The organism is Methanolobus vulcani, from assembly GCF_006546655.1.
Taxonomy (GTDB): Archaea; Halobacteriota; Methanosarcinia; order Methanosarcinales; family Methanosarcinaceae; genus Methanolobus; species Methanolobus vulcani_A.
The window spans coordinates 155,943-182,672 of sequence record NZ_VIAQ01000008.1 but is presented as its reverse complement, the minus strand read 5'-3'; the positions used below and the strand labels follow the sequence as shown (position 1 = coordinate 182,672).

Here is a 26,730-nt window from a genome sequence, read left to right as displayed (position 1 = left end):
AATCGATATAAATTGGAGGTATATTGGAGGTAGTAGATCGGCTTGACCCATTTTTTAGTAGACAATGATCAGGAAACAGGTCTACAATTCGTCTCCAAGTCATAACATGGGTTTTATCCTATATAAGGCTTGTTCAAGTTTGGAGTTAAAACAAGAAAAACTGATTTAACAGTAAATCAAATATGATTGATTAACTATAATTTGCCATTATTTCCCGGAGCATTTCCGGTTAGCACAAAACTCCCTAGCATCCTGTTTTTGCTCTTTGACCCGGAGTATACGCCACCCACAGTGCTCACACTGTCGATCAAGAATAGTAAGTCTACCTGATTTAGGCACAGATTGTGTGTGCCCACATCTGTTGGTACAGCCAAGGAAACGGGAATCTTTCGTGGTTATAAGGAACATAGAACCGTCACAAACAGGACATGGGCCTACAATCTCAGGAGGGAAACATTTTTTTTCCAGCTCACAGGCGAAGCAGGGACCAATACCCACAGCCCAATTATACTTGTTACCTACTTTCATCACCGCAACACCACCTTTTTCGCACTGCTGAGAACGTAAAACAGTAAGGGCACCTGCTTTTGGCAGAGGATAGGTATTCTTGCATTCAGGATAACCCGTACAACCTACAAAACGTCCTTTTTCAGTTTTGATCATGTGCAGCATCCTTCCACATTCCGGACAGGTGCCTACAAAGTTTTTCTTATCCGTTGCAACCTGCTCATCAACAATAGTACCTGCCATTCTTGCAGCAATAGCATCCTTACTGGATGTTAGTTGAGAATACATCTGCTTGATAAGCGTTGTACCCTCAGAAAGAGCAGCTTCAAGTGATTTTTTCCCATCTTCTACATCCTGAATGAGAGATTCAATACGTGCCCTTATCTCTGGCTGTACAAGAATAGGAACTGTGGCATCCAGGGTATCCATCAGGGTAAAGCCAGTATCCAGAATAGCAATTGTCTTGCCCTTGGTCTCAAAATAACCCCTTTTCTTATTTGTTTCAATGTGACTTGGCGCTGTAGCTTTGGTACCAATGCCATGTTTATCCATCAAAGTAAGAAGTTCAGCCTCAGTTAGCCTCTTTGGAGGAGTTGTTTCGGACTTGGTGTTCTTTATCTCCTTTACATTTACCTCATCCTTTTCCTCAATTAATGGCAGTAACTTGTCATTTTTAGTTTCAAAAGGATAAGCATCAAGCCATCCAAGATTTGTCAGTATTGAACCGGTTACATCAAATATCTCGCCACCAATCAGAATTTCTAATCTGGTTTTCTCAAATATTGCAGGCCCCATAAGATTTGCAAGGAAATGCCTCACAATCAAATCATAAACCTTCCATGCATTAGGCATTCTGACACTTTTTTCAATATCGTCTTTTGAAGCTGCTTTGATGGGATGAATAGGTGGGTGGTCATGACCATCTTTGGTTCCGTTCCGGCAGGTAATCTCACCTGTGGAGAGGATTGTCAGAGCATATTTCTGATAGACACCAGATGAAAAAGCTACAAGTTTGGATTTAAAATCAAAATCATCTGCATACTTGTTAGTCTCAGTCCTCGGATAACTGGTAAATCCCGAAAGATAAAGCTGCTCTGCAGTCTCCAGAGCTTCCTCAGGACTTACACCAAGGAATTTGGAAGAGCGTTTCAGGAATTCAGTTGTATTCAACGGATAAGGAGGATTGGTACGAGCCTCTTTTACGCTTTTCCTGTCAACAAGACCGGTCTTGCAATCCTTTATGCGAGCAAATATCTCATCAGCCTTTTCTTTTTCATGAATGTTTCCGGCCCTGTGCACACCGGTGAAATCCGCACCATTTGAATTGAAAAGTGCTTCTATTTTCCAGAAATCCTTTGGCTTGAAGTTCTTTATGAGCTTCTCCCTTTCATATACAAAACCACATGTAGGAGTCTGGCACGGACCAATTGAAATAACACCTTTGGTGCGGGCTCTCTCCCTTACGGACAATGTCATGAAACGGGTAAAAGCCGCACCCATCTTCAGGTCAAGAATCTGCCTTGCTTCTGCTGACATTGCCATATTATAATCAGGTTCAACAAGATTTGAAAATGCGTTCTTTATCTCACTGGCAGAAAGTGATGAAAATCGTGCTCTTTTTACTGGCAGGGAAGCTACTCTTTCGGAAATTTCCTTTGCCTCAAACCCAATATTCTCCCCTTCCCTGTCAAAGTCACACGCAAGGACAACTTCCTCGGCACCGCTTGCAAGAAGAGAAATTGCAGCTGCATAAGGCTTTTTTGTTACGTTCTTCACAGGAGGAGTATCAAGCAGTACTGCAGGGTCACATTCACGCCAGTTGTTGAACTGTTCAGGGAAATCATAACCCATGATGTGACCGGCAAGACCCATTATCCTCCATTCTTTGCCGTTCATCTTAAAGTCATAAACAGGAATGCTTTCCACCGAAGCCCTGTTAAAGTGTCCTCCGCTGAGAATACTTGCTATCTGGGAAGCTGCTTTGTTCTTTTCCGTGAATACGACTATAGACATGCTGCAATCCTATGTTCTGATGATAGATAAAAATTGAGCTTGCAGGGTGAAAGTAATTCTATAAAATGCATTCAATGTTATATATTCAACCAAAAGAAATATAAATTTAAAATTTATACTTTTGGACATAGAATTAATTTCGGATGTGCTACATTTAGAAGAAATTATAAGCTGATATTGATATGCTGCATTGCAATAATTTTAATCCTGTCAATCATAATAGCATATACGTATTCTGAAAACGATAAACAGGTTAGAATTTATCCTCAATCAGAACAAGGAAAATGGATGACATCCATTGCTGATCAGGCACTTGAGAATGAAGGTATTGATACAAAATATATAAACCTCAAAAGTATTGTTCAGACATCCCCTAACAACACACTTCTCACATTTAGAAGTACTGAAGATTACACGACTTCAAACGTTTATTCAAATGTTAATCTGAGTGAAGCTAAAAATATCACATTCTTTGCAGCAAATCTTGACAGATATGAAGTTTACAGTTATACAGCACAACCTGAAAATGGAAGAATATATGACAAAGATGTCGTCACGCTGTCGGAAATTTATGGATATGGCGAAGACTATGGATTTTACATGACTAACAATTCCATAGAGATAATTAACCCTCTTACAGATAAAGCAACGTATTCACTGTCAAATTACACAATAATCTCTGATAAAAACAAAGCGAGTACAATTGCAGATGAAATCAACTCCAAATATGCCAACGCACAGCAACCACTACCCATTGACAAAGAAAAAACGTTTATTATAATAGACACTACGCACGATGATCAAAAAACAAGATCAATTATAGAGATCTGGTTCTACAATAACGAATTAAGTGCCATGCATATAGAAGAAACTACTAATGAGGAAAATGTGGACGGTTTTTTTGAAACAATAATCACTCGTCGAGTCAAGTATTATAATCAGGATAATTGGTGACAATTCCACTTTGAATGATTTTTTGTGTTCAGACCCCCAACAGATCATGCCCATAGGAATTATCAATTACACAGACCCAGACACCGCTTGCATCCTTTCTGAATACGTATGTTGCCTTACGTTCCTGAAGAGGATGCCCTTTGGCTGAAACAAGAGTTTTTGACAAAACCAAAGCAGTATCTCCTGTTTCCAGAATTTCCATTCCTGCCTGTTTGATATCCAGTGTGTGTTCGAAGTGAGCGGCAATAGCTTCAAATGCTTTTCTTATTTGCACTTTCCCGACCGCATTCATCCCCGGGTTGGATAACTAAAACAGCATCATCTGCATAGATATCTGTCAAAGTATCAAAATCTTCCAGGTTAATAGCAGTATCAGCTTTGTTTATAAGTAATTCAATCGGATGTTGATTCATATTTTAATCTCCAATGGAGTATAACATGATTATAAATCAATAATCCTATATACCAATCATGTTCTTTTTATAGCCATATCTTTTAATTTGCACATTAACTCACCCTTAGACCTACTCAACGAAAATAGATTCAGGACAAGTTCAAATATTCCATAATTCCTGTGAAACATATATATGTCCCTACAATGTATCTGCACCTAAAAGACACTGCATGCAGGAGATACAATGACACTAATGGAAGATGCTAAAAAAGGCAGGATAACACCACAGATGGAAGCAGTTGCCAGAGACGAGGGCATTGATGTTAAGACCATCTGTTCATGTGTTGCCAACGGGACCATAAGTATCCCGAACAACCCTGTAAGGGACTGCAGGGTCGTAGGTATAGGGAAATACCTCAGTACAAAAGTAAATGCTAATATCGGAACTTCACGAGATTACATCAATATAGATGAAGAAGTTGAGAAGGCAAAAACTGCGGAAAAATTTGGTGCAGATGCACTTATGGACCTCTCAACCGGCGGAGACCTTGACCATATAAGGAAAAAGATAATGGATGCTGTAAACATCCCGATAGGTTCCGTACCAATATATCAGGCAGCATCCTCACAGAAAGCTGTTGTTGATATGACATCTGATGACATGTTTAACGCAGTACGCAAACATGCAAAAGACGGTATTGACTTTGTTACCATACATGCTGCTGTAAACCAGGATGCCCTTAAGAGAATAAAGCAGGGCAACAGGATAACTGACATTGTCAGCCGTGGAGGATCTTTTACCCTTGCATGGATGCTGCATAACGGAGAGGATAACCCATTCTATGCAGAATACGATTACCTTATGGAGATAGCATACGAATATGACATTGCCATCAGCCTTGGGGACGGCATGAGACCGGGATGTATCCATGACGCTTCTGACGGACCTTCATTTATGGAATTCATAACCCTTGGAGAACTTGTCAAGAGAACAAGAGAAGCAAACATCCAGTGCTTCGTTGAAGGTCCCGGACATGTTCCTATTGATGAGGTAGAACTCAGTGTAAAGGGAATGAAAAATCTCTGCCACAATGCACCACTGTATCTTCTTGGTCCTCTTGTCACAGATATTGCACCGGGATATGACCACATAACCGGAGCCATAGGAGGAACACTCGCAGGCATGTACGGTACCGACTTCCTGTGTATGACAACACCGGCGGAGCATCTTGCACTTCCAACAGCAGATGATATCCGCGAAGGAACTATTGTCACTAAAATTGCAGCCCACGCTGCCGACCTTACAAAAGAAGGGCAGAGAGAACGTGCAAGAGCTACTGATGATAAAATGGCACATGCACGTAAGAATCTTGACTGGGATAAACAATTCGAGCTTGCAATCGATGGTGAGAAGGCAAAGAAGATCAGGGACAGCAGGAAAACCGGCAGTGAAGCCTGTTCCATGTGCGGTGACCTCTGTGCCATGAAGATAGTTAGCAAGGCACTTGAAGAAGAGAAGAACAAGTGACATTCTGTCACCTCTTCTTAAAATATACGTTTATAATCATTCAGGCTTATTTTAATCTATGAAATTAACAGTACTCATAGATAACAACACTCTGATAGACCGTTATTTTCTGGGCGAACCGGGTGTTTCCTACTTAATTGAAGCTGACGATAAGAAAATACTCTTTGATACCGGATATTCTGACGCGTTTATCAGAAATGCCCAAAAAACGAATATTAATCTCCTTGATGTTGACCACATAGTCCTCTCCCATGCGCATCTTGACCATACATGGGGACTTGATCCTCTTATCAAACTATACACCGAAGCACAGATAGAAAATCTGGAACATTCTGAACCGGACCTTATTGCACATCCGTTGATATTCAATAGCCGGACATATCCCGGAATTCCGGAAATTGGAACTCTTCTTTCTGCAGATAAAGTCTCACGTATTTTCAGATTGCGACTAAGCAGCGAGCCACTGTGGCTAACAGAAAATGTTGTATTCCTTGGTGAAATTCCTAGGATATTTGACTTTGAGCAAGATTTACCTGAAAGCAAGATAATAATTGATGGAAAAGAAAGCGATGATGAACTTCTGGATGACACAGCACTTGCAATCAAAACCAAAAATGGGCTTGTCATTGTTACTGGCTGTTCTCATTCAGGAATCTGCAACATAATCGAATACGCAAAAGAAGTATGCAACGAAGAGAATATTGTTGATATTATCGGAGGATTCCATTTACTCAATCCGCCTGAGACTAAAATAAAAGGAACCGTTGATTACTTCCAGAATCTTAAAGCAACGGAAGTTCATGCCTGCCACTGTACAGACCTTGAATCTAAAATAGCATTATCTGCTGTTTGTAACCTGAAGGAAGTAGGCTGTGGTCTTCAACTGGGATACAAATAAGTAAAGTAAAAAAAGGAGAAAAGGACTCTAAGAGTCCTGCTCATATTCTAATCAGGATTGCTTCTTAAAGCACATGAACCAGTCAAGACAATATTTGCCTTCTTCTTCTGATTCCATCCTTTCCTTTGCAGTACCGCATGAACCCGGTGGTGGAATGATCACATCATCCCCAAGTTGCCAGTTAGCAGGTGTAGCGATATTTTCTGCATCGGATTTCTGCATTGCAAGCAAGAGCCTCTTGATCTCATCCATATTTCTTCCGTTGGATAATGGATAATAGAGAATAGCTCTGATCTTTGCCTTCGGATCGATCATAAACACAGCCCTGACAGCCTGCGTATCTGAAGCATTTGGCTGCACCATTCCGAATTTTTTGGCAACTTCCATTTTAAGATCAGCAATTACCGGGAATGTTACCTCTACGTCTTTCATTCCCTTATACTCAATCTTTTCCTTAATGGTACGCAGCCAGGCAATATGAGCATAGACACTGTCTATGGAAAGACCCAGAAGCTCAGCATTCAATTCTTTAAATTCGTCCTGCATGCTTGCAAAGGTCATGAACTCCGTGGTACATACAGGAGTGAAGTCAGCAGGATGACTGAACAGTATAACCCACTTACCTTTGTAGTCTTTAGGGAAATTAATTTCACCTGCCGTCGTTTCAGCCGTAAATGACGGTGCATTGTCACCAATAAGAGGCATGGTTACAGGCGTTGCCGGAGTTTTATCCGTCATGGCTTTCAGTTTTTTCTTGCTGCTGTCAAGATATTCATTAATCTCTTTTGCCTGTTTATCAAATTCCTTTTCCAGCTCCAGATCCTTTATGTTCCTAGAAATATAATCTTTCATATCTTTAAACTGTTCTTCAAGATGCTTTTTCATGTCTTTTTTCTCATCCATATAAATCACCTTTAAGAAGTGCACTTTCTAAGATTATGAACTAAAGGACAGAATAAAAAAGAAGAAATCTGCCCGCACTCCAATAAATATAAAGGATTTTAAGCATAAGAAGTTGATTGTTACATCATTAATGTTTAGAGAGTTCTGTGTAAAAGAGCGTATTGTTCAACAAAATATAAATACTGACTTATACAAATAGAAAATGAACATACTCAAAAAAGACTGACTCAAGGCAGCTTTTTATGAAATATGACAGACAGGAACAATAAAGGCATAAATAACACCTCAACTTCTGACTACGGTCATGAAGGCTTTGAGAATCTTGTTGATGAATTGCCGCTTGGAATACTTTCGTGTGATGCGAAAGGGAATATTACTTCTGTAAATGATTTTCTCTTAAAACTCCTTGGCTCCCCTTCAACTGATGCTACAAAGAAGATCAATATGCTAAGCTTCCCTCCACTTGTGGAAGCTGGCGTATCTGCAGCCATAGATGAAGCACTAAGGACAGGTAAAAATACTTCTATAGAGGCACTATACAGATCAAGGTGGGACAAAGAGCTGTTCTTAAGCTTCAGAGCATTTCCACGAAAAGATGAAAATGGAAATGTTTACGGATGCAATGCCATTGTTGAAGACCTTACAACTGAAATAGATGCATCATCAGAGATAGAATACAACAGACGTAAGGATAATCTTATCTCAAAGATCTCCAGTCGTTTTATCAACAGTAACTTCCGAAGCATTGACAATGATATAAATAAAACTCTTCAGGAACTTGCAGAATTCATATCTTGTGAACGGATTGCCCTATTCAGTATTGATGAAAATACAGATTATATTTCAAAGAAAGACGAGTGGCATATTGATGGATTAACTTCTAAAATTGCCACAAATGAAAAAATTGATACAAAGAAAATTAACTTTAAGCATCTTAAGAAACTGGAAATATTAAATATCTCTGACATTAGCACAATTTCAGATGAAGAAAAAATCCTTTATGATTTTTTACAGCATTTGGATGTAAAGTCAATTGCGATGATTCCCCTTTCCAGAGAAGGAGTGTACAAAGGATTTATAACAGTTAGTACAGAACATGTTGTCAGAAACTGGGATGAAAAACAGCTCTATGTGCTAAAAATAGCAGGCAACATGATTGCCAACGTCCTTGACCGCAAGGAAACTGAAAAACTGTTGCTTGAAAAAGAGAGAGAATATGAAGATATTATCGGTTCATTAAATTCCATAATATGGAAAACTACTTTTGATCCTGAAGGAAGAGCACTTGAAACATATATATCTAAATCACTTGACGAGTTTCTGGGATTTCAAGAAGGCAATATTGGAAAAGGCTGGAATTCTTATTTTGATCATATTCATGAACAGGATTTACCCATAGTGCAGGAAGCATTTAAAAAAGCTTTTGAAAAAACTGATACTCCTATTACAGTGGATTATAGAGTTGTATCCAATGAAGGAAAAATCGTATGGGTTAACTCCATCGGATCTGCACACCACCTTAAAAATGGTAACTATCTGGTTACAGGAACAACAACAAATGTTACTGATAGGATGCAGGCAGAAGAGAAATTGCGTGAAAATGAAGCTATTTTAAAAGAAGTAAGTCGGATCGGTAAAATTGGGGGATGGAGTGTTGACCAGGTAACAGGAAAAGCTACCCTGACTGATGAAATTAAACAAATAAATGAAGATAATGAATTTGGTGACATCAAAAGAGGATTGAAAAGATACTCTCCTTGGTCAAGAGAGATCCTTCAGGAAGCAATCAATAATGCCATTAAAAAGCATGAACCCTATGATCTTGAAGTCGAGATGATCACAGGAAAAGGTAATCATAAGTGGATCAGAGCGATTGGATATCCCACGGTAAAAGAGGGTAAAGCCATAGAGCTTCATGGCACACTTCAGGATATTACAGAACGAAAAGAGGCTGAACTGAAACTCAAAGAGAGAGAAGCTCTTCTAAGTGAAGTTAGCAGAATTGGCAAGATTGGTGGATGGGAATTTGATGTGGAAACAAATGCCTGTAGCTGGACATCTGAAGTTTATAAGATATATGGGATCGAAACCGATTCAGACATCAGTGTTGAGAGAGCATTGGAATATTACACCCCTGATTCAAAAAAAGTCATTGAAAAAGCATTTAATGATGCTATAAATAAAGCAAAACCATACGATCTGGAACTGGAATTAATTACACCAAATGACAAACATAAGTGGATCAGGGTGAGCTGTATCCCAACATTGCGAAATGGAAAGGTTGTAAAGGTAACCGGGTCATTCCAGGATATAACCAATCGTAAGAATGCTGAGAACAAACTGCTTGAAAATGAAGAACTGATGAGACTTTTCATTGAACATGCACCAGCTTCACTGGCAATGTTCGATAAAGATATGAGATACATTTCTGTTAGCAGTCACTGGCTTAGTGACCTGGGACTTGAAGGTCAGAATTTAATTGGCATGCCCCATTATGATGTTATTCCTGAAATTAATGATGAAATGAAACAATTGCATCAACGTGCTCTGAAAGGAGAAATAATCATCCGGGAAGAAGACTATATTAATCTACCAAACAAAACTGGACAGTGGGTATACTGGGAAGCCCGTCCCTGGAAAACAGCTGAAGATAATATTGGTGGCATTGTAATCTTTGCAGAAAACATTACGGAACGCAAAAAAACTGAAGAAGAAATAAAGCGAAATGAAGAAAAATACAGGGCACTTTTTGAACAGTCAAATGATGCTATATTACTATTGAAATATGGTGGAAGTATTCAGGAATCAAACAGTAAAGCCCTTGAGATATTTGAGTGTACTGAGGAAGATTTGCATGGACTGAATATCATAGACCTTGTCCCTTCCGAAATGAAGAGTAACGCCTTAGAATATCTTAAAAAATTCCGTAAAGGGGAACTTAATAGATTTACATTTAAAGCAGTTACATTCAAGGACAATATATTAGATGTAGATGTCAGTGCTAAAATGTTAGAAGGTCATAACGATGTATTTCAGGTAATTATCAGGGATATCACTGCACAGAATAAAATAGTTGAAGAATTGAAACATAATGAAGAGAAGTACAGAGCCCTCTTTGAAAAATCAAATGACGCAGTTGTAATTCATGACTTTGTAGGTAATATACTGGATGTAAATGAAAAAGCGTGTTCCATATTTGGACACACAAAAGAAGAATTATTAAAATTTAATATTCTCAGCATAATAGTCCCTGAAGACAGACAAAGTACGATTGCAGCAGTGGAAAAAGTTAAAGATACCAAAACATGGCGAAATGAAATACGAATGTTCAAATCTGACGGAACAATAATTCACTTTGACGTCAGTGGTTCACTTATAGAAGCGCAGCAAAATATCATTCAGACAGTTTGCAGGGACATCACGGAGAGAATCAAAGTAGAAAAAGAAATGATGCAGGCAAAGATCGTGGCAGATACTGCAAGCCGTGCCAAGAGCGAATTCCTTACCACCATGAGTCATGAACTTCGTACACCTCTTAATTCTATAATCGGCTTCTCCGAAATTATGCTTGATGGAGTGACAGGAGATCTTCAGGATAAACAGGAACATTATCTGGAACGTATTTCTGAAAGTGGTCGCCATTTACTTAGCCTGATAAATGACATTCTTGATATATCAAAGATAGAAGCAGGAAAAATGGAGTTATATCTGGAAACGGTGGACATTGGAAATGCGGTCAATGAGATAGTGAAGATAACAGAAAGCCTTGCATCCCGCAAGAATATCACTGTTGATGTCAAAATGTCAGATGTTACACCACTTATCAATGTTGATAAATCCAAGCTTAAACAGATAATGTATAATCTCCTTGGAAATGCTATTAAGTTCACAGACAATGGCGGGCATGTGCATATAGATGTCAGTAACAATGATGAATATGTTATCATGTCTATTACTGATACAGGCATAGGTATTTCACCGGAAGACCAGAAAAAACTTTTCAAACCATTCAGCCAGATAGATACATCTATTTCCAGAAGCTATGAAGGTACAGGTCTTGGACTTGCACTCGTGAAAGAACTCATAGAAGTACATGGCGGAAGAATCTGGGTTGAAAGTGATGCAGGAAAAGGAAGTACTTTCTCCTTTGAACTGCCTATCAAAATATGAATCCATCTCTTTTTTCAAAAACATGAATAATCTTTTTCAGATTTTGCAGAACCAGACTTATTTTCAAGACTAATGTTATATTTATGGAACTTTTTTGAGGATCACCTTTTTAAACGAATGAATGTAAACCACTTATCGTAAACTTCCATATTCAATTAAAATATATTATTCAAAAAGTAGCTGTGAATGGAAAGTAACCCTGGCAAGCCAGGGCAACTATGGAAGTGGATGTGGTGAGTTTGAAGGAGGTAGATAGATGGATTTCAAATGACCCACATCCGCAGATACGCCAGAGTAGGAGTTCTCTGACAATTTGTGGTTTTATTAAATCTGGTATAAATACATATCGGCAAAATATAAATACTGCATGTAGATTTTGTAATTGTGTAACAAAATAGACCATTGTATTGTAAACCACTATATAAGCAGAACTATGCCAATTTCAAAAATAGACCAGATAAAAGGTTAACAATAATGTTGCGCACTTGACTAAAAAAACAAATATGTCATTGATACCACCATAAATATTATTTATGTATGAACAAGAGTTAAGGACTATAGGGAGAACTAAAAAGAATGGACAACATTGCATTTCTCGTGTATTCATTCAGTACTTTATTTGCAATAGTCAGTCCTGTAGGTGGAGTCATCACATTTGTTTCACTGACAAGTGATATGACACTTGAAGATAAAAATGCACTTGCAACAAAATCAGTCACCCTTGCATGTATAATTGCCTTATTTTTTGCGCTCACAGGTAAACTTATACTCAATTTCTTTGGCGTGAGTATTGACTCATTAAGAATAGCAGGCGGAATACTTCTTTTTGTTGTAGCCTTTGACATGATACTGGCAAAGGTTTCCCGAGAAAGTATCACGGAAAAAGAGATAGATAAATCAATTGAACGTAGCGATGTATGGATATTCCCTATCGCACTTCCGCTTCTAACCGGACCTGGAACAATTACAACCATAATAGTGCTTATGGGAAGTGCTCTTTCAATATTGCAGAGTTCGATCGTCATGCTTGCGATAATACTTACCTTTGCGACTACATGGGTACTCTTTCATTTCTCAAGAAGAATATACAAACTTCTTGGTTACACCGGAATGCTTGTATTCACAAGACTTATGGGACTGCTGCTTGCAGCCATGGCAGTTAATTTCGTAGCAGTAGGTATCTGGAATATTTACACATCATTCCAGTAATCCATCTGCACTGGCAAATAAGCAATCACAACCATTTTATCCTATTATCTCACAATTATATTAGAGTGTGGAGAAAGGATTGACAACAGATACAAACATCCAGTGTAAATCCAATGGTGATGAACACAGCGTTTCATTAGAAGAAATTCTGAAAAGACTAAATGCAACAACTGAAGGTTTATCTACAGAAGAAGCAAACCGCAGAATAGAACTTTGTGGTAAGAATGTTTTCGAGGAAACCGGAAAACAAAGCCTCTTAGTCAGATACTTCAAGCAATACAAGAATTTCTTTTCACTTTTACTATTGTTCGGTTCAATATTATCATTTATAGCCGAATGGCTGGACCCTGGACAGGGTAATATTTTCATTGCCATAGCACTGCTTGGAGTAGTTATCCTGAACGGGACCTTCACATTCATCCAGGAATATCAGGCCGAAAGAATAATGGCAAGTTTCAAGAACCTGATCCCGCCAAAAACAAAAGTACTAAGGGATGGCGAAATAACCGAAATACTTGCTACCGATATTGTTGTTGGAGATGTGATATTTCTTGAAGAGGGAGACAAGATACCAGCCGATGGCAGGCTCATCGAAGAGAATTCCCTGAAGGTAGATAACTCACCTATAACAGGAGAAGCCGAACCACAGTTACGATCACTGGACTGCACTCACCCGAATATACTTGAATGCAGAAATATGGTCTTCTCTGGAACCCTGGTTCAGACAGGTAACGGAAAAGCTATCATATTCGGAACAGGGTCGGATACCCAGATAGGAAAGCTTGCAGCCTTAACCGAACAGACAGCATCTGTTGACACACCCATACGCAAAGAACTTAATGATTTTATCAAGATTATTTCAGCAATTGCCATATTCCTTGGAATATCATTTTTTATTGTCGGGTTCCTGATACAGGACACATTCCTTGCAAACCTCATCTTTGCCATAGGCATCATTGTAGCAAACGTACCTGAAGGACTGCTTCCAACGGTTACACTTGCACTGAGCCTTGCCTCAAAAAGAATGGCAAAAAGAAACGCTCTTATCAAACAACTGGAATCCGTTGAAACTCTTGGTTCCACAACGGTCATATGTACAGATAAGACAGGCACATTAACCCAGAACAAAATGGCAATCCATTCAGTATACACAGGTTCAGGCATGCTTGATGTGGAAAACAAAGCAGAGCCACCTGAAATGCTTCTAAGGGTTGCTACCATATGTAACAATTCCAGACTCACTGACGAAAACCCAGGATACAAAGGCGATCCGACTGAAGGTTCACTTCTGGTCTATGCCAGTGGATTCACTGATATTGGAAAACTGAAAGATGATTATCCAAGAGCATCCGAATATCCATTCGATTCCAAAAAGCAGAGAATGCAGGTTGTCTGCAAGACACCTAAAGGAACTATGGAAGCATACATGAAAGGAGCTCCGGAAGTTATTCTTGACATGTGCACCCACCTTTTTGTTAAGGGAAAAGAGGAAACACTTGATGAGAATTTAAAAAAGACCCTTGAAGCTGAACACCTTGAAATGGCAAAGCGTGGAGAGAGAGTTCTTTCATTTGCTTACAGGAAAGCTGATAGTGTAAAAGAGTATGAGGATGGGTTCGTATTCCTTGGGTTTGCAGGCGCTGTTGACCCTCCAAGGCCGGAAGCCACTGAAGCTATCAGGAAATGCCATTTAGCAGGCATCAAAGTAGTTATGATTACAGGAGATCACCCTGTAACTGCCCGCTCCATTGCTGCTTCTGTAGGACTTACAAGAGATCATGCCGATCCTGTACTGATAACAGGTGCAGAACTGGAAGAGCTTTCAACAGATGAACTCTCAAAGAGATTAAAAGCACCAAGCATTGTATTTGCCCGAACCTCCCCTGTACAAAAACTCAAGATCGTGCAGGCTTTCCAGGAAGCCGGAGAGATTGTTACAATGACCGGGGATGGTGTGAACGATGCTCCTGCAATGAAAAATGCTGACATGGGTGTTGCCATGGGAAGCGGCACTGATGTTGCAAGAGAAGCAGCAGACATGGTTTTGCTGGATGATAACTTTGCAACCATAGTCAACGCAATTGAAGAAGGTAGGACAGTCTTTGACAATATCAAGAAGTTCATTGCCTACATTCTCACAAGCAATGTTCCTGAGATCTTACCGTTCATCGCATTTGTTTTGCTGGCACTTCCATTGCCAATGAATGTACAGCTGATCCTTGCCATCGACCTGGGTACAGATATACTCCCTGCCCTGTCACTTGCAGTTGAAAAAGGTGAAGGTGACATCATGAAACGACCACCACGTTCGAGGGATGAAAAACTACTGACACCTCAGGTACTGCTAACTTCTTATGGAATTAAAGGACCGATAGAAGCTGCTGCCGGATTTGCATGTTATTTTGCTGTGCTCTTTGACGGCGGATGGAAATGGGGACAGGATTTGCCATTCACAGACACCCTTTACATGCAGGCCATAACTGCTTTCTTTGCGGCTGTTATTATCTGCCAGATAGCAAACGTGTTCACATCACGAACAAGAAGACAATCCGTATTCACAAAAGGATTTTTCAGCAACAAAATGATTCTAATAGGAATTGCAAGTGAACTTATCATACTGTCATTTATAATATTTAATCCGCTTGTGAACCTGATATTCAACACTGCTGCAATCTCCATGAAATATGTACTCATTGCAGTGCCATTTGCAATACTCTTGCTCACTGTAGATGAACTAAGAAAATATGGAATCAGGAAAGATTCAGCATTTATAACCCGTTTCTTCAAATGGTAATTTCAAGCAAATTTCCATTTTAAAGTTCTTATATGCATACTTACGCTCACATTGCCTTTTTCCTGAAGACAACCTCGGTGTGAGGATAGGCTATTTCGACATCATCTGCATCTTTTATCCTGTCAAAGATCTCCTTTGTGATCTTAGAGGAATATTCATGCAACTGCCTTGCGGGTGAAAAATACTTTACCTGAACATCGATACCACTTGCCTGGAAATCAACCCTCACCTTTGGACTGCCCGGACTGGTACTGATAGTTCCGGCAAGGAATTTTCTCGCTGAAAGATCTGCTATCTCTATTGCACGATCAAGGTTGCTTTCATAGGTTACATTGACGGTAACACTGTGCAACACAAAATCGTTATTTGATGTATAGTTGATTATATTCTTCTCAAAGAGCATCCAGTTGGGGATCATAATAAGTCTGCCGGAATTCTCTTCATCGGTAATCAGCCCTCCAATCTCCATCACATGAACGTGAGTAAGGTTGAAATCAACGACATCCCCTTTTACATCACCTATGATAATCCTGTCACCGATATCAAAAGGTCTTTTTGTAACCACCATGATCCAGGCGGCAACGCCTGTAATCGGTTGCTGAAGAGCAAAACCAATGGCTGCTGAAAGCAAACCAAGAAACACACCAAAACTGGACCATGCGCCGGATGTTTTAAGAATTGCTAATATAATAACGAGCAGTGACAGAGTATATCTAGAAAGCTGACCGAATATCTTGATATTAGAACGTTGTTTTTTTGTCTTTGCTTTTTTCATCAGATTTGTTCTGAGAATAGTGAAAAAAATATTGATAACCAAAAGAAGGAAAAGGATTATCAGAATATTTATTCCGGCATTTACCCAGATATCAACATTATCTAAAATATCCTGTAACACTGCCATCCAACCACCCTGTTCAGAAATAAATCCATATGTGACTTGTTTTTGCCTGTATTTATACTTCCTGAATGATATTGCATCTTTGTGATTAATTTAAAGGTGTATGGACTCATTCCACCCTTACCACAATACCCCTGAGAAGCCTTCCCAGTATATCAGAACCGGTAATAATCATCTTTTCAGGATCATCCCTGTTCCAGTAGAGTATCAGATCATCGTCAATAACATCATCCTCGTCATTAACCGGATAAACTGTCAGCCGATGGACTACACTTCCAAGTTTCTCTTCCGGATCACTGATAATAATTGGATGATGACAATATTTGTACGGGTTGAAATCATCCTTTTTGTAAATAGCATCCCTGAGAAATGAACCAGAATCTACTGCCATTACAGGCTCACCAGCCTCATCCTGTATTATGACCCATTTCTTTGAACTGGAAGCTATCTTTTCAAGAAGAATGGTAAATTCCTGATCATCCGGGGACGGGAAAACCACAAGACCGTTGAAAGTTGGCAGGGATATTATACTCATAGGGTCAACCACAGAACCTTCCTGCTTAATATAAAGGTCATCAATTGAAAGGAAATTCAAAGCACCGAGACCTTCAAGATGATCGATATCACTGCTTTCTGAAACTATATGCTTTTTAAGCATTATTCCAAGAGAACGTTCCTTGAAAAATTCCATTTTCTCTTTTCCAAGCCACATATCCAGCATAATAGAGGATGGCTTAGCTACCGGATATAGCAGGAACATATACAATTTTACAAGAGGTGAAAGGGTAGCTCCCAGGCGAAGAGAGTTTCTTGTAAAATAAGCCTGTGGTGCAATCTCACCAAACAATGTAATGAATATTGTAGAGAAAACAAAAGCCGAAGCTCCTGTCAGCACCGAATTCGTAAACAATGCCAGAAGTACATTTACCCCTACATTTCCCCATAAGAGAGTTGAAAGCAACATGTGTGAATTCTGCCTCAGAGCAAGGACTTTCCGGGCATTATCGTTTTTGGCCTCAGCCTCAATCTCAAGACGAAGACGACTGAGTCCAAACATTCCGATGGTCAGACCGGAAAAAATACCGGACTGGATCAGACATAAAAATATCAAAAACCATGTAATTAGTTCGTTCATGTTTTATTCCGCTAACGCAGTTTCAAAAGCATTGTTAATGATAATGGTTCCAGGAACAATAAAAAGCTTTTCTGACATTCTTATTTAAGAGGTTCTCTTCAACATCGTGTGGGTAATGTTAACTTTCAAAAATAAGACAACTGTTAACAATTCTGAACTTTCAGATATTTTCATATATAATCGCAACTCTATTTAGAAAAGAAGATAATTAAGGGAGAAGGGAATGATGCTGGAAAGCAAATGTATAATTATCGCAGGAGAAGAAGCCGGCCCTAAGTCCAATAAAATGGGCGGTATATGGAACGTAATTGACGCCGAAGCAAAGAACCTTGCAAGCCTGATAGCAAAAGGAGTCATCGAAGAAGTGCCTTCTCCGACCATAGTTGTTGCAGGACCATACTACGGTTACAGCGGTTCTGACTGGAATAAAGGACTGAATCGTATAACTGATATGAGCCAGATGGAAGAGCTTGAACCTGAAGGCCCTGTCTTTGAAGCCATCGAGGAACTCAAAACAAAAGGAATTGAAGTGTTCCCTGGTGTTGAGACTATACATGGCATAAAAGTCATCTATTTAATGTTCAAGACAAACGATTTTTGCAGGGTTAGTGTTGACTATAAAGGAACAGAAATGTGTCTGGCAAGTGCTATAAAGGCCGAAGCTTATGAACTTATCGGCCTTGATTCCATGACCTATGAAAACATGGGCAATGGAATGGAGTATAGTCATTATGTTAACCTTTCGTATGCTATTTCTGAGTTTGTTAAAGCACTGGTCACATCCAGAGAAACAAGTGCTGAAGAGTATACGGATGAAGCAATTTCCGAATTTGCTGCATCCCTTATGCCTGAAGTCCATGTTTCACTTCACTGTCATGAATTTGGTGTATTCTACGCACTTGCAAGACTTAAGAAACTTGGAATTAGCGTAAAGAGCGTTGCAACATATCATGCAACACTCCCCGGAAGATCTTCAGGACATAAATCCATACAGAAGATCAGGGAAAATGATAGTTCCTGGGATAGCGGAGTTCCTGTTAATTTTGCAAAGCTGGAATCATTATCAGCATTTGCAGATGTTGTTACCGCTGTTGGTGATTCCACACGCAAGGAAATAAAGCTCTTTTATGGAATTGATTCAATTATCGTCCGTAATGGGATAGATAATGATGGTGACGATATAGAGTGGGATAAGAAAAAGGAATGCAGGGAAAGAATACAGAATTTCCTTTCGGAGAAGTTATATGCTGTATATGATGGAAAAGTCATACCCCCTGAAAGAATAATACCGATTTTTTCAATATCACGTATCGAAATCGAGAACAAAGGTTATCCTGACCTGCTGGATTCACTTGTCCTGCTTGACAGAATGGTCAAGGTCGAGATCGATGCAGGACATCTCGATGATAAATACCGTGTTGTCTGCTTTATAATAGCAGCTCATGGTCCGAAAGCCAATCCACCTGAAAATTTCCCTATCAACCTTCCGGAAGAAGCACTTGTGGGCGAAGAAATACGTCTCCAACAAATGATTAAAGCCAGAGAGTTGGAATGTTCGAAACTTACCGATGGCAGCAGACGTGTCTCAGCAGTCCTTTATCCCCAGTGGATATCTGACCATGACGGTGGACTTAATATGAGGTCAGACGAGCTCATGTCAGGGTGTATTGCAGGTGTTTTCCCTTCAAAATACGAACCATTCCTTCTTACAGGACTCGAAGCGGGAAAAGAAGCAACCCCGAGTATTGTAAGCAAGATCTGCGGATTCAGTGATGCTCTTAAGACCCTCAAAAGACTTGTAATGGGAATGGGAGGTGTCATTGTTGTTGACAACATCAATATTCCATATCTGGAATCAATTGCAGACTATGCACTTGCAATGGATTACTTCATTGATACATTCACCGATGATAAGGTAAAGTACAACCTTCTTTGCCAGGAAGCGAACCACCTTGCAAAGGACATGAACTGGGAAGAGCCAATAAAGACGTATTATGAACTTTTAACAGGAACACGGATGGAGTGAACATGTCCGAAATACGTAAACACTATTTCCTTGACGAGTACTGCATAATAGCATCAGGCAGGGCTAAAAGACCATCAGCACCGAAAGCCTGTGGTGAGGAAATAAAAACAGACAGTTGCGTATTTTGCGGTGGCCATGAAGATCAGACACCTCCTGCACAGGCTGTTTACAAAGACGGAAAAATACTGAAAGACACTGATGAAAAGCTGGTTAAGGACTGGCAGGTCAGGTGTATACCAAATCTCTATCCTGCACTATCCCCTGATGCAAAGGAAATTCAAGACTCAGGTTTTGAAGTTCAAAAAGGCTATGGATATCACGAAGTCATAATAGAAAATCCATCTCATGAAAATAGAATTAATCTCTTTTCAGATGAAGAACTTCTGCTTCTTATGAAAGCCTACAGGGACAGGGTAATGCACTATCAGTCTCAGGAGGGTGTTGAATATGTATCGCTCTTTAAGAACTGGGGAAAAAAGGCAGGTGCTTCCCTTGAACATACCCACTCACAGCTTATTGCTGTTCCTCTGATGCCGCCATCTCTTGCTAAAGAGAAAAAGGCCATCTCTGAGATGAACAGTTGCCCTTATTGCAGAATCATTGAAAAAGAGAGTGGGAAAGAAAGACAGGTCTATGAGAATGATGATTTCATTCTAATTGCACCATACTGCTCTAAAAACCAATACGAAATGTGGATGCTTCCCAAAAAGCATGTGAACCATATTTCTGCTTTCACTGACGAGATGCTCATGTCTCTTGGAGACTGCATACAAACTGCTGTCAAATTGCTTGACAGGACAATACCGGAACTTGCGTACAATTACATGTTCTTCCAGATAGAACATGATCTTAGCTATCATTTCAACGTAAGGATTGTACCAATCACATCAATTGCTGCGGGATTTGAAAAGAACACGGACATATACATTAATAGCGTCCCGCCGGAAATAGCTGTAGAGCATTTACTGAACCCTGAATAAGGAACCTGCATTAAGAAGGGATCTGATGGAAAATAAATTAAGAATCGCCATGTTCTCATGGGAAAGCCTGAATTCCATAACTGTTGGTGGGCTGGCACCTCATGTTACCGAGCTTTCAGAAGCCCTAGCAAAAAAAGGACATGACATTCACATTTTTACACGCAACAAGGATATGTTGCCTTATGAGGTCATCAACAGCGTGCACTATCATAGAGTATACCATGCACTTGATGGTGGTATTGTCCAGCAGATGGACAGCATGTGCGATTCAATGTACAGCGCTTTTACCGAAGCCACCAGTAAATTTGGAAAATTTGACCTTACACACGTACATGACTGGCATCCTGTAAACCTGGTATGCAGATTGAAAGATGAATTTTCAATTCCTTTCATAATGACATACCATAGTACCGAATGGGGCAGGAACGGTAACAAGCATGGCAACTGGTGGGAAGCCATGAAAATCAGCCACAGGGAATGGAGAGCTGGCTATGAGTCCGCAAAAGTGATAGTTACATCTACTAAACTAAAAGATGAGATTCAATATCTTTACCAGATCCCTGACTACAAGATGACCATAATACCCAATGGAATACACGGAGGCAAAATTAAGATGGATGTAGATCCGGGCAAGCTAAAGGAAGAATACGGCATACATCCATACGCACCTGTTGTTCTTTTTGTCGGAAGGATGAGTTTCCAGAAAGGACCTGATCTTTTTGTGAGAGCTATTCCTGCAGTGCTGGCAAACAGATGGGACGTAAAGTGTGTCATTATCGGTGAAGGTGAAATGCGACCGGAATGTGAAAGGCTTGCACATGAATTGAATGTCATGGATAGTTGTCGTTTCCTTGGTTATGTTGATGAATCCGTAAAAAACAAATGGATGAATGCCTGCAACCTTATATGTGTACCAAGCCGCAACGAACCTTTTGGAATAATCCTTCTAGAAGCTTGGGACGTAGGAAAAAATATTGTTGCTACAGATGCTATCTCCCTAATAGATAATTTCAAGGACGGCGTCATCGTTTACCAGAATCCTGATTCCATTGCGTGGGGAATTAATCACGTATTCAACAATTATACTGACGATGAACTTGGAAAAGAAGGGCAGAAACTCATAGGAACAAGGTACAACTGGGACAACATAGCAGAATCTACAGCAGATGTGTATAACGAGCAATTGAAACTCGTTCAGAATCAGTAAAACGATAATGAATATGGGGTGGGACCATGAGTAAATTGTTTTATAAATCTTCAAGGAAAGCAGGACTTGCTCCTGGATCTTTGATACATATCGGAGAGGAAAGAACTGAGAAACCAAAGATAACCATTATCGACTATGATAAAGATAACTATCAGGAACGTGTAGTTGAAAATGTGGAAGAATGTTTCCCTTTCAAGGATTATCCTACTGTTTCATGGATAAACATTGACGGAATCCATCAGGTAGATATCGTTGAAAAACTTGGAAAGCATTTCGGACTCCATCCTCTTGTAATGGAAGACATTGTACACACCACACAGCGTCCGAAGATGGAAGACTATGATTCCTACATCTATGTTGTCCTGAAAATGCTCTGGTTCAATGATGGTGATACTGATGTTAAAGCTGAACAGGTAAGCATCATCCTTGGGGATAATTTTGTCCTTTCTTTCCAGGAACTTGAAGGCGATACTTTCAATTTTGTAAGGGAAAGAATACGGAATTCAAAAGGCAGGATAAGGCAAATGGGAGCTGACTACCTTGCCTATGCACTTATTGATTCCATTATTGACAATTATTTCATAATCATTGAAAGGTTTGGAGAGATCATTGAGGATCTGGAAGAGGAACTTGTTGAAAATCCGGAGCCTGGGACCCTTCAAAATATACACAACCTGAAAAAGGAAATGATATACCTGCGTAAATCAGTATGGCCACTCAGGGAAGTTATCAGCGGGCTGGACCGATCCGAGTCTGATCTTATAAAAGAGACGACATTCGTATTCCTCAAGGATATCTACGACCATACAATACAGGTTGCAGATGCCATTGAAACATACAGGGATATCCTTTCCGGAATACTGGATGTTTATCTTTCAAGTGTCAGTAACAAGATGAATGAAGTGATGAAAACACTCACGATCATCGCAACCATATTTATCCCCCTGACATTCCTTGCCGGAATGTATGGAATGAATTTCAGTTATATGCCTGAACTGGGATGGAAATGGGGATACCCTACCGTGTGGATAATTAATATATTGATATTCATTTCCATGTATCTGTATTTCCGCAGGAAGAACTGGCTTTAATCTAAAAGAAGTAACAAACAAGTAACAAAACGAGAAACGATACAAAATGTTTGAGATATATCACCCACCGTTTACCACAGTAACTGAAGATACTGAAATTATAGTTGAAAAACAGGGAGATGACATTATCTATAAACGCCTGTTCAAAGGAGATGAAGAGAAGGAACTTGTTTTGTTAAACAACGATGGAAACATAGTGATCAATCCTATTGAACCGGTAAACCTTCCTGAAAGCATCACATCATTTTTACTGATAGAATTTAAGAGATCAGCAATAATCCGACCAGGTGACAAGAAAAAGATATATCTTAAATTTCCCACAGAAATTGGAGTTTTTGTTACTGACAAATCCGGTAAAAATTATGAAGTTATTGATGTTTTCACATTAAACAAAATTAAGTACACACTTTACGGAAGCCATACACAGGGAATGATCTGCAGGCATTGGGAAAGTGACATATATACTGATGAGCCGGACACAGATAACCTCTATGAAGGATTTATTGAACTGAGTATTTCTAATGAATCAAATCATCAGATGGAGATTACAAAAGCAATATTCAATGCTTATGGTATGAAGCTCTATTTTGGGGACACAAGACTTGGAATGAGAGCCAGTATGAGAATCATAAACAAGCTCCTTGCAGAAACGGATTTCAGTACTTATCCTACAACATCAAGATTCAAGCGTTCAATGGAGCTCTATACAACACGTAAACTTGCAATAACAACCACAAAGGGAATCATGGAGTTTGGTATATGAATAACAGCAATACCAACAGCACAATTACGTCATATATGCCAGCACTCTCTGATCCGCTGCTTCAGATAACAACTGTAATTGCTATTCTTTTCTTTACAATATTACTGGCAAAAGGCATAACGATCTATTTACAGAGGGCTCTTAAGGACAAAATGGACAAGGAACACCTGAATATCCTTATTAAGTCCATTTATTATGGAGCAATTGTTATTTCGATAGTAGGAGTTATTTTCCCATATCTCCAGATTGATACCTCAGGTCTTCTTGTTGCAGGAGGAGTTGTTGGTATTGTTCTTGGTTTTGCCAGCCAGAGTATTATGGGGAATTTAATCTCAGGTGTTTTCCTCATGGTAGAACGACCCATTAAGATCGGCGATCAGGTAAATATCGATAATAAGCTGGGTTTTGTTGAAGATATAAAGATAATTTCCACTATAATCCGCACCTATGATGGCCTATTTATCAGACTTCCAAATGAAACTGTTTTTACCACCAGCATCACAAATTATGTTGCAAATCTTGCAAGAAGGTTTGAATATGTGGTGGGAATCAGATACAGCGATAGTGCCGATGAAGCCATAAAAATCATCAGGGACATAATTGAGAAGGAACCTTTTGCACTTGTCAACCCCGAACCAAGCATTTTTGTAGACACACTGGGAGATAACGCTGTCAACATTATTGTCAGGATATGGGCACCTGCAACACAATGGTACGATATGAAAACCAGACTTCTATGGGTTATCAAAAAAACACTTGAAGAGAATGGTATCGAAATTGCCTTCCCACAAAGAACAGTATGGTTTGCCAGTGAACTGAACACCAGAAAGATGTCAGATATTTCAGAAACAGGATATGATGAACAATGAAAGCTGTATGCGTTTGTTTTGAAGTACATCTACCTTTGCCACTACGCTGGTACTGGCCAGGGGAAGGATACGGAGAAATCCATATTGAAAAATACTTTGATATGGAAAAAGCATTCCATAACTTCACAAAATTTGCAGCAAACATTGAAACACTTAATGAGGCGCTGGCTAAGTCTATCGAAAATGGAGGTAAATACACTCTGGATATATCCGGTGTTTTCCTTGAACAATGCAAATGGTCACCTGAGATAATAGATGGATTCAAAAAACTTGGAAGCGACAATATCTCATTTGCAGCTTCACCTTATTATCACTCCATATCATGTCTGTTTCCAGACCTGACTGAATTCAAAAAACAGATAGAAATGGATGTAAAGATTATCAGGGATGTTTTTGGAACTGAACCTGAAACCTTTGTGAATACCGAACTTCTTTTTGATAAGAAGATAATGAAAACCATCCATGAAATGGGATTCAAGTGCTTTATTTCCGAGGGTTCACAGAACATCACGAATGGATATGACCCCGTACATGTTTATGATAATGAAGTACCGACACTTCTGCGACATATAAACCTGAGCGAGGACCTGGAGATCAAATTCTCAGACAAAAGGTGGACAGGATATCCATTGATAGCTGACAAATTCGCATCATGGATAGCAAGCATGGAAGGTGATGTCATTACACTTTACATAAAATATGATTCAATCAACACTCACCTTCAGAACAATGAAGGAATACTTGAATTACTTCATGAACTGCCAATATGCCTGAAAAAACATGGTGTGAAAATGCTCTTAGCTGAAGAGGCTGTCGAACTTTTCAAAAGAAAAGAACTTCCCTCCCTTAAGTCAAAGATGACAGCACGCTATGGAATGCACAACCTGCTTGGAAATCATGCACAACACCTGTTCATTCATGAACTTGTAGACATAGCTGAAATGCTTGGAAAACTTGAAGACAATGAGAAAAAAGCAGAGGTCATGAGAATATTCCGTTACTTGCAGCAGAGCGAGGTTTTCCTGGAAATGAACTCAGAAGAAAGGAGACTGGGATATGAAAGAGCAGTGAATGACCTGTCCATACTTTCAGATATTGAGCGGGCAATAATTATAACAGAAGCAACTGAAGCTGCAGAGAGTAAATCTGCCGGGAAAAAGGAGGCTGCAGAATGAATTCCATCTGTCCTTTCTTTGAGGTTCACCAGCCATACAGACTGCGGTGGTTCTGGCCTGACCACAGACAGGGATTTGACCGCTATTTTGATGAAGTTGCCAACAAAGAAATTTTCCACAAGGTCGCAGGCAAATGCTACCTTCCTGCAAACAGGACACTGCTTGAACTTGTTGACAATACTGATGGTTATTTCAGGGCAAGTATGTCTGTCACAGGAACCCTGCTTGAACAATGCATGGAATGGGGAGAAGATGTCCTTGACACATTCAGGGACCTTGCTGAGACCGGGTGCATTGAATTCATTGACGAAACATGTTACCATTCCCTTGCATCACTTTTCGAATCAAAGGATGAGTTCATGGATGAGGTGAAGGAGCATCGTGATCTCATATCAGAACTTCTTGGTGTGACACCAAGAGTATTCAGGAACACCGAGATGCTCTACAACAACAGTGTTGCACACTTTGCCGCAAAGATGGGATATGATGCCATACTGACAGAAGGTATTGAGAGTATACTCCACGGAAGGTCACCTGATCATGTCTACAAGGCAAGATATTCAGACATTGCAGTCCTTATGCGTAACTATAAACTCAGTGATGATATCGGCTATCGTTTCTCATCAAGATGGTGGGAAGAATATCCATTAACAGCAAACAAATGGGCAGACTGGGCTTCCTGGAACCATGGGGAAACACTAAACATTTTCATGGATTACGAAACATTCGGTGAGCACCAGTGGGAAGACACCGGAATATTTGAGTTCCTAAAGGCTTTACCGGGAGAAGTAAGAGACAGAGGAATGCGCTTCCTTACTCCATCAGAGACCATAGATGCATACAAACCCGTGGGAGAAATAGACATAGGTGACTTTTCCACGATCTCATGGGCAGATATTGAAAGAGATACCAGCGCCTGGCTGGGTAATGATATGCAACGCCGCTGTTTTGAGGAAATGAAATTACTTGAACCCTATGTCAGGAAAACAAAGGACCCTGAGCTTCTAAGGATATGGAAACATATGCTTACATCCGACCACTATTACTATATGAGCACAAAGTGGCTTGGTGATGGAGATGTGCATTCATATTTCAGCATTCACGAATCACCATACGACGCAGCAGTAAACTTTATGGCAGCTCTTAATGATTTCAAGTCTCAGGTGTTCAGAAGCCTGAATCCACCAGCATAATAATATTGTGTAATGTCATATAA

The 26,730-nt window shown here is 39.7% G+C and carries 20 protein-coding genes; 14 read left to right on the top strand and 6 right to left on the bottom strand.

The window, feature by feature from the left end:
* Window positions 1-207 precede the first annotated feature (207 nt).
* Window positions 208-2,520 (bottom strand): DNA topoisomerase I, encoded by a 2,313-nt coding sequence (locus tag FKV42_RS03230; protein WP_154808802.1) that lies wholly within the window; start codon window positions 2,518-2,520, stop codon window positions 208-210.
* Between the two features lie 288 nt (window positions 2,521-2,808).
* Between FKV42_RS03230 and FKV42_RS03225 the strand changes: the two genes are divergently transcribed.
* Window positions 2,809-3,474, top strand: coding sequence for a hypothetical protein (locus FKV42_RS03225; RefSeq protein ID WP_154808801.1), 666 nt, complete (start codon window positions 2,809-2,811; stop codon window positions 3,472-3,474).
* 28 nt (window positions 3,475-3,502) lie between these two features.
* Here the strand turns inward: FKV42_RS03225 and FKV42_RS14080 are convergent, their stop codons facing one another.
* Both FKV42_RS14080 and FKV42_RS14075 read right to left on the bottom strand, forming a co-directional pair.
* Entirely contained in the window at window positions 3,503-3,748 is a 246-nt protein-coding gene (locus FKV42_RS14080) for a YybH family protein (protein ID WP_230375456.1), read from the bottom strand.
* Entirely contained in the window at window positions 3,726-3,887 is a 162-nt protein-coding gene (locus FKV42_RS14075; RefSeq protein WP_230375453.1) for a Cif family virulence factor, read from the bottom strand. The genes FKV42_RS14080 and FKV42_RS14075 overlap by 23 nt, the downstream gene beginning before the upstream one ends.
* Before the next feature lie 225 nt (window positions 3,888-4,112).
* Between FKV42_RS14075 and thiC the strand changes: the two genes are divergently transcribed.
* A complete protein-coding gene (gene thiC, locus FKV42_RS03215; RefSeq protein WP_154808800.1) occupies window positions 4,113-5,396 on the top strand; it encodes a phosphomethylpyrimidine synthase ThiC in 1,284 nt (427 codons plus the stop codon).
* Window positions 5,397-5,454: 58 nt separating this feature from the next.
* Window positions 5,455-6,294 carry an MBL fold metallo-hydrolase gene (locus tag FKV42_RS03210; protein ID WP_154808799.1) on the top strand — a complete coding sequence of 280 codons (840 nt, stop codon included), beginning with the start codon at window positions 5,455-5,457 and terminating at the stop codon, window positions 6,292-6,294.
* A gap of 51 nt (window positions 6,295-6,345) precedes the next feature.
* Here the strand turns inward: FKV42_RS03210 and FKV42_RS03205 are convergent, their stop codons facing one another.
* Window positions 6,346-6,999: a peroxiredoxin gene (locus FKV42_RS03205; protein ID WP_154808825.1), complete on the bottom strand. Its 654-nt coding sequence runs from the start codon at window positions 6,997-6,999 to the stop codon at window positions 6,346-6,348.
* A 447-nt stretch (window positions 7,000-7,446) separates the two neighbouring features.
* Between FKV42_RS03205 and FKV42_RS03200 the strand changes: the two genes are divergently transcribed.
* From FKV42_RS03200 to FKV42_RS03190, 3 genes are all read left to right on the top strand, one after another.
* On the top strand, window positions 7,447-11,367 hold the full coding sequence (locus FKV42_RS03200) for a PAS domain S-box protein (protein ID WP_154808798.1): 3,921 nt from the start codon (window positions 7,447-7,449) through the stop codon (window positions 11,365-11,367).
* 576 nt (window positions 11,368-11,943) lie between these two features.
* On the top strand, window positions 11,944-12,576 hold the full coding sequence (locus tag FKV42_RS03195; protein WP_154808797.1) for a MarC family protein: 633 nt from the start codon (window positions 11,944-11,946) through the stop codon (window positions 12,574-12,576).
* 67 nt (window positions 12,577-12,643) lie between these two features.
* Window positions 12,644-15,370 (top strand): cation-translocating P-type ATPase, encoded by a 2,727-nt coding sequence (locus tag FKV42_RS03190; protein WP_394348038.1) that lies wholly within the window; start codon window positions 12,644-12,646, stop codon window positions 15,368-15,370.
* 46 nt (window positions 15,371-15,416) lie between these two features.
* Here FKV42_RS03190 and FKV42_RS03185 read toward each other — a convergent pair whose 3' ends face one another.
* Together FKV42_RS03185 and FKV42_RS03180 are read right to left on the bottom strand one after the other, a co-directional pair.
* Entirely contained in the window at window positions 15,417-16,271 is an 855-nt protein-coding gene (locus FKV42_RS03185; protein ID WP_154808795.1) for a mechanosensitive ion channel family protein, read from the bottom strand.
* A gap of 106 nt (window positions 16,272-16,377) precedes the next feature.
* Complete coding sequence (locus tag FKV42_RS03180; RefSeq protein ID WP_154808794.1) at window positions 16,378-17,403, bottom strand: DUF21 domain-containing protein; 1,026 nt, start codon at window positions 17,401-17,403, stop codon at window positions 16,378-16,380.
* 226 nt (window positions 17,404-17,629) lie between these two features.
* Here FKV42_RS03180 and FKV42_RS03175 point away from each other — a divergent pair, with 226 nt between their 5' ends.
* The 8 genes from FKV42_RS03175 to FKV42_RS03140 are packed head-to-tail and all read left to right on the top strand — an operon-like array spanning window position 17,630 to window position 26,707.
* Window positions 17,630-19,429, top strand: coding sequence for a glycosyltransferase (locus FKV42_RS03175; protein WP_154808824.1), 1,800 nt, complete (start codon window positions 17,630-17,632; stop codon window positions 19,427-19,429).
* A gap of 2 nt (window positions 19,430-19,431) precedes the next feature.
* The gene (locus FKV42_RS03170; RefSeq protein WP_154808793.1) at window positions 19,432-20,409 is read left to right on the top strand and encodes a galactose-1-phosphate uridylyltransferase; all 978 of its coding nucleotides are present in this window, start codon (window positions 19,432-19,434) and stop codon (window positions 20,407-20,409) included.
* 25 nt (window positions 20,410-20,434) lie between these two features.
* Window positions 20,435-21,616, top strand: a complete 1,182-nt coding sequence (locus FKV42_RS03165; protein ID WP_154808792.1) for a glycosyltransferase family 4 protein — start codon at window positions 20,435-20,437, stop codon at window positions 21,614-21,616.
* A gap of 26 nt (window positions 21,617-21,642) precedes the next feature.
* Window positions 21,643-22,707, top strand: coding sequence for a magnesium/cobalt transporter CorA (corA, locus tag FKV42_RS03160; RefSeq protein WP_154808791.1), 1,065 nt, complete (start codon window positions 21,643-21,645; stop codon window positions 22,705-22,707).
* A gap of 46 nt (window positions 22,708-22,753) precedes the next feature.
* On the top strand, window positions 22,754-23,470 hold the full coding sequence (locus FKV42_RS03155; RefSeq protein WP_154808790.1) for a DUF432 domain-containing protein: 717 nt from the start codon (window positions 22,754-22,756) through the stop codon (window positions 23,468-23,470).
* On the top strand, window positions 23,467-24,339 hold the full coding sequence (locus tag FKV42_RS03150) for a mechanosensitive ion channel family protein (RefSeq protein WP_230375450.1): 873 nt from the start codon (window positions 23,467-23,469) through the stop codon (window positions 24,337-24,339). Before FKV42_RS03155 ends, FKV42_RS03150 begins: the two co-directional genes overlap by 4 nt.
* On the top strand, window positions 24,336-25,514 hold the full coding sequence (locus FKV42_RS03145; RefSeq protein ID WP_154808789.1) for a polysaccharide deacetylase family protein: 1,179 nt from the start codon (window positions 24,336-24,338) through the stop codon (window positions 25,512-25,514). The genes FKV42_RS03150 and FKV42_RS03145 overlap by 4 nt, the downstream gene beginning before the upstream one ends.
* Window positions 25,511-26,707, top strand: a complete 1,197-nt coding sequence (locus FKV42_RS03140; RefSeq protein WP_154808788.1) for a glycoside hydrolase family 57 protein — start codon at window positions 25,511-25,513, stop codon at window positions 26,705-26,707. Before FKV42_RS03145 ends, FKV42_RS03140 begins: the two co-directional genes overlap by 4 nt.
* The last annotated feature ends 23 nt before the right edge of the window (window positions 26,708-26,730 follow it).

Excerpts from the sequence above, each read along its gene's own strand:
- FKV42_RS03185 (WP_154808795.1), bottom strand. The coding sequence starts at position 16,271 with ATGGCAGTGTTACAGGATATTTTAGATAATGTTGATATCTGGGTAAAT.
- FKV42_RS03180 (WP_154808794.1), bottom strand. The coding sequence starts at position 17,403 with ATGAACGAACTAATTACATGGTTTTTGATATTTTTATGTCTGATCCAG.
- thiC (WP_154808800.1), top strand. The coding sequence starts at position 4,113 with ATGACACTAATGGAAGATGCTAAAAAAGGCAGGATAACACCACAGATG.
- FKV42_RS03155 (WP_154808790.1), top strand. The coding sequence starts at position 22,754 with ATGTTTGAGATATATCACCCACCGTTTACCACAGTAACTGAAGATACT.
- FKV42_RS03170 (WP_154808793.1), top strand. The coding sequence starts at position 19,432 with ATGTCCGAAATACGTAAACACTATTTCCTTGACGAGTACTGCATAATA.
- FKV42_RS14075 (WP_230375453.1), bottom strand. The coding sequence starts at position 3,887 with ATGAATCAACATCCGATTGAATTACTTATAAACAAAGCTGATACTGCT.
- FKV42_RS03175 (WP_154808824.1), top strand. The coding sequence starts at position 17,630 with ATGCTGGAAAGCAAATGTATAATTATCGCAGGAGAAGAAGCCGGCCCT.
- FKV42_RS03145 (WP_154808789.1), top strand. The coding sequence starts at position 24,336 with ATGAAAGCTGTATGCGTTTGTTTTGAAGTACATCTACCTTTGCCACTA.
- FKV42_RS03205 (WP_154808825.1), bottom strand. The coding sequence starts at position 6,999 with ATGCCTCTTATTGGTGACAATGCACCGTCATTTACGGCTGAAACGACG.
- FKV42_RS03225 (WP_154808801.1), top strand. The coding sequence starts at position 2,809 with ATGACATCCATTGCTGATCAGGCACTTGAGAATGAAGGTATTGATACA.
- FKV42_RS03200 (WP_154808798.1), top strand. The coding sequence starts at position 7,447 with ATGACAGACAGGAACAATAAAGGCATAAATAACACCTCAACTTCTGAC.
- FKV42_RS03230 (WP_154808802.1), bottom strand. The coding sequence starts at position 2,520 with ATGTCTATAGTCGTATTCACGGAAAAGAACAAAGCAGCTTCCCAGATA.
- FKV42_RS03195 (WP_154808797.1), top strand. The coding sequence starts at position 11,944 with ATGGACAACATTGCATTTCTCGTGTATTCATTCAGTACTTTATTTGCA.
- FKV42_RS03210 (WP_154808799.1), top strand. The coding sequence starts at position 5,455 with ATGAAATTAACAGTACTCATAGATAACAACACTCTGATAGACCGTTAT.
- corA (WP_154808791.1), top strand. The coding sequence starts at position 21,643 with ATGAGTAAATTGTTTTATAAATCTTCAAGGAAAGCAGGACTTGCTCCT.
- FKV42_RS03165 (WP_154808792.1), top strand. The coding sequence starts at position 20,435 with ATGGAAAATAAATTAAGAATCGCCATGTTCTCATGGGAAAGCCTGAAT.
- FKV42_RS03150 (WP_230375450.1), top strand. The coding sequence starts at position 23,467 with ATGAATAACAGCAATACCAACAGCACAATTACGTCATATATGCCAGCA.
- FKV42_RS03140 (WP_154808788.1), top strand. The coding sequence starts at position 25,511 with ATGAATTCCATCTGTCCTTTCTTTGAGGTTCACCAGCCATACAGACTG.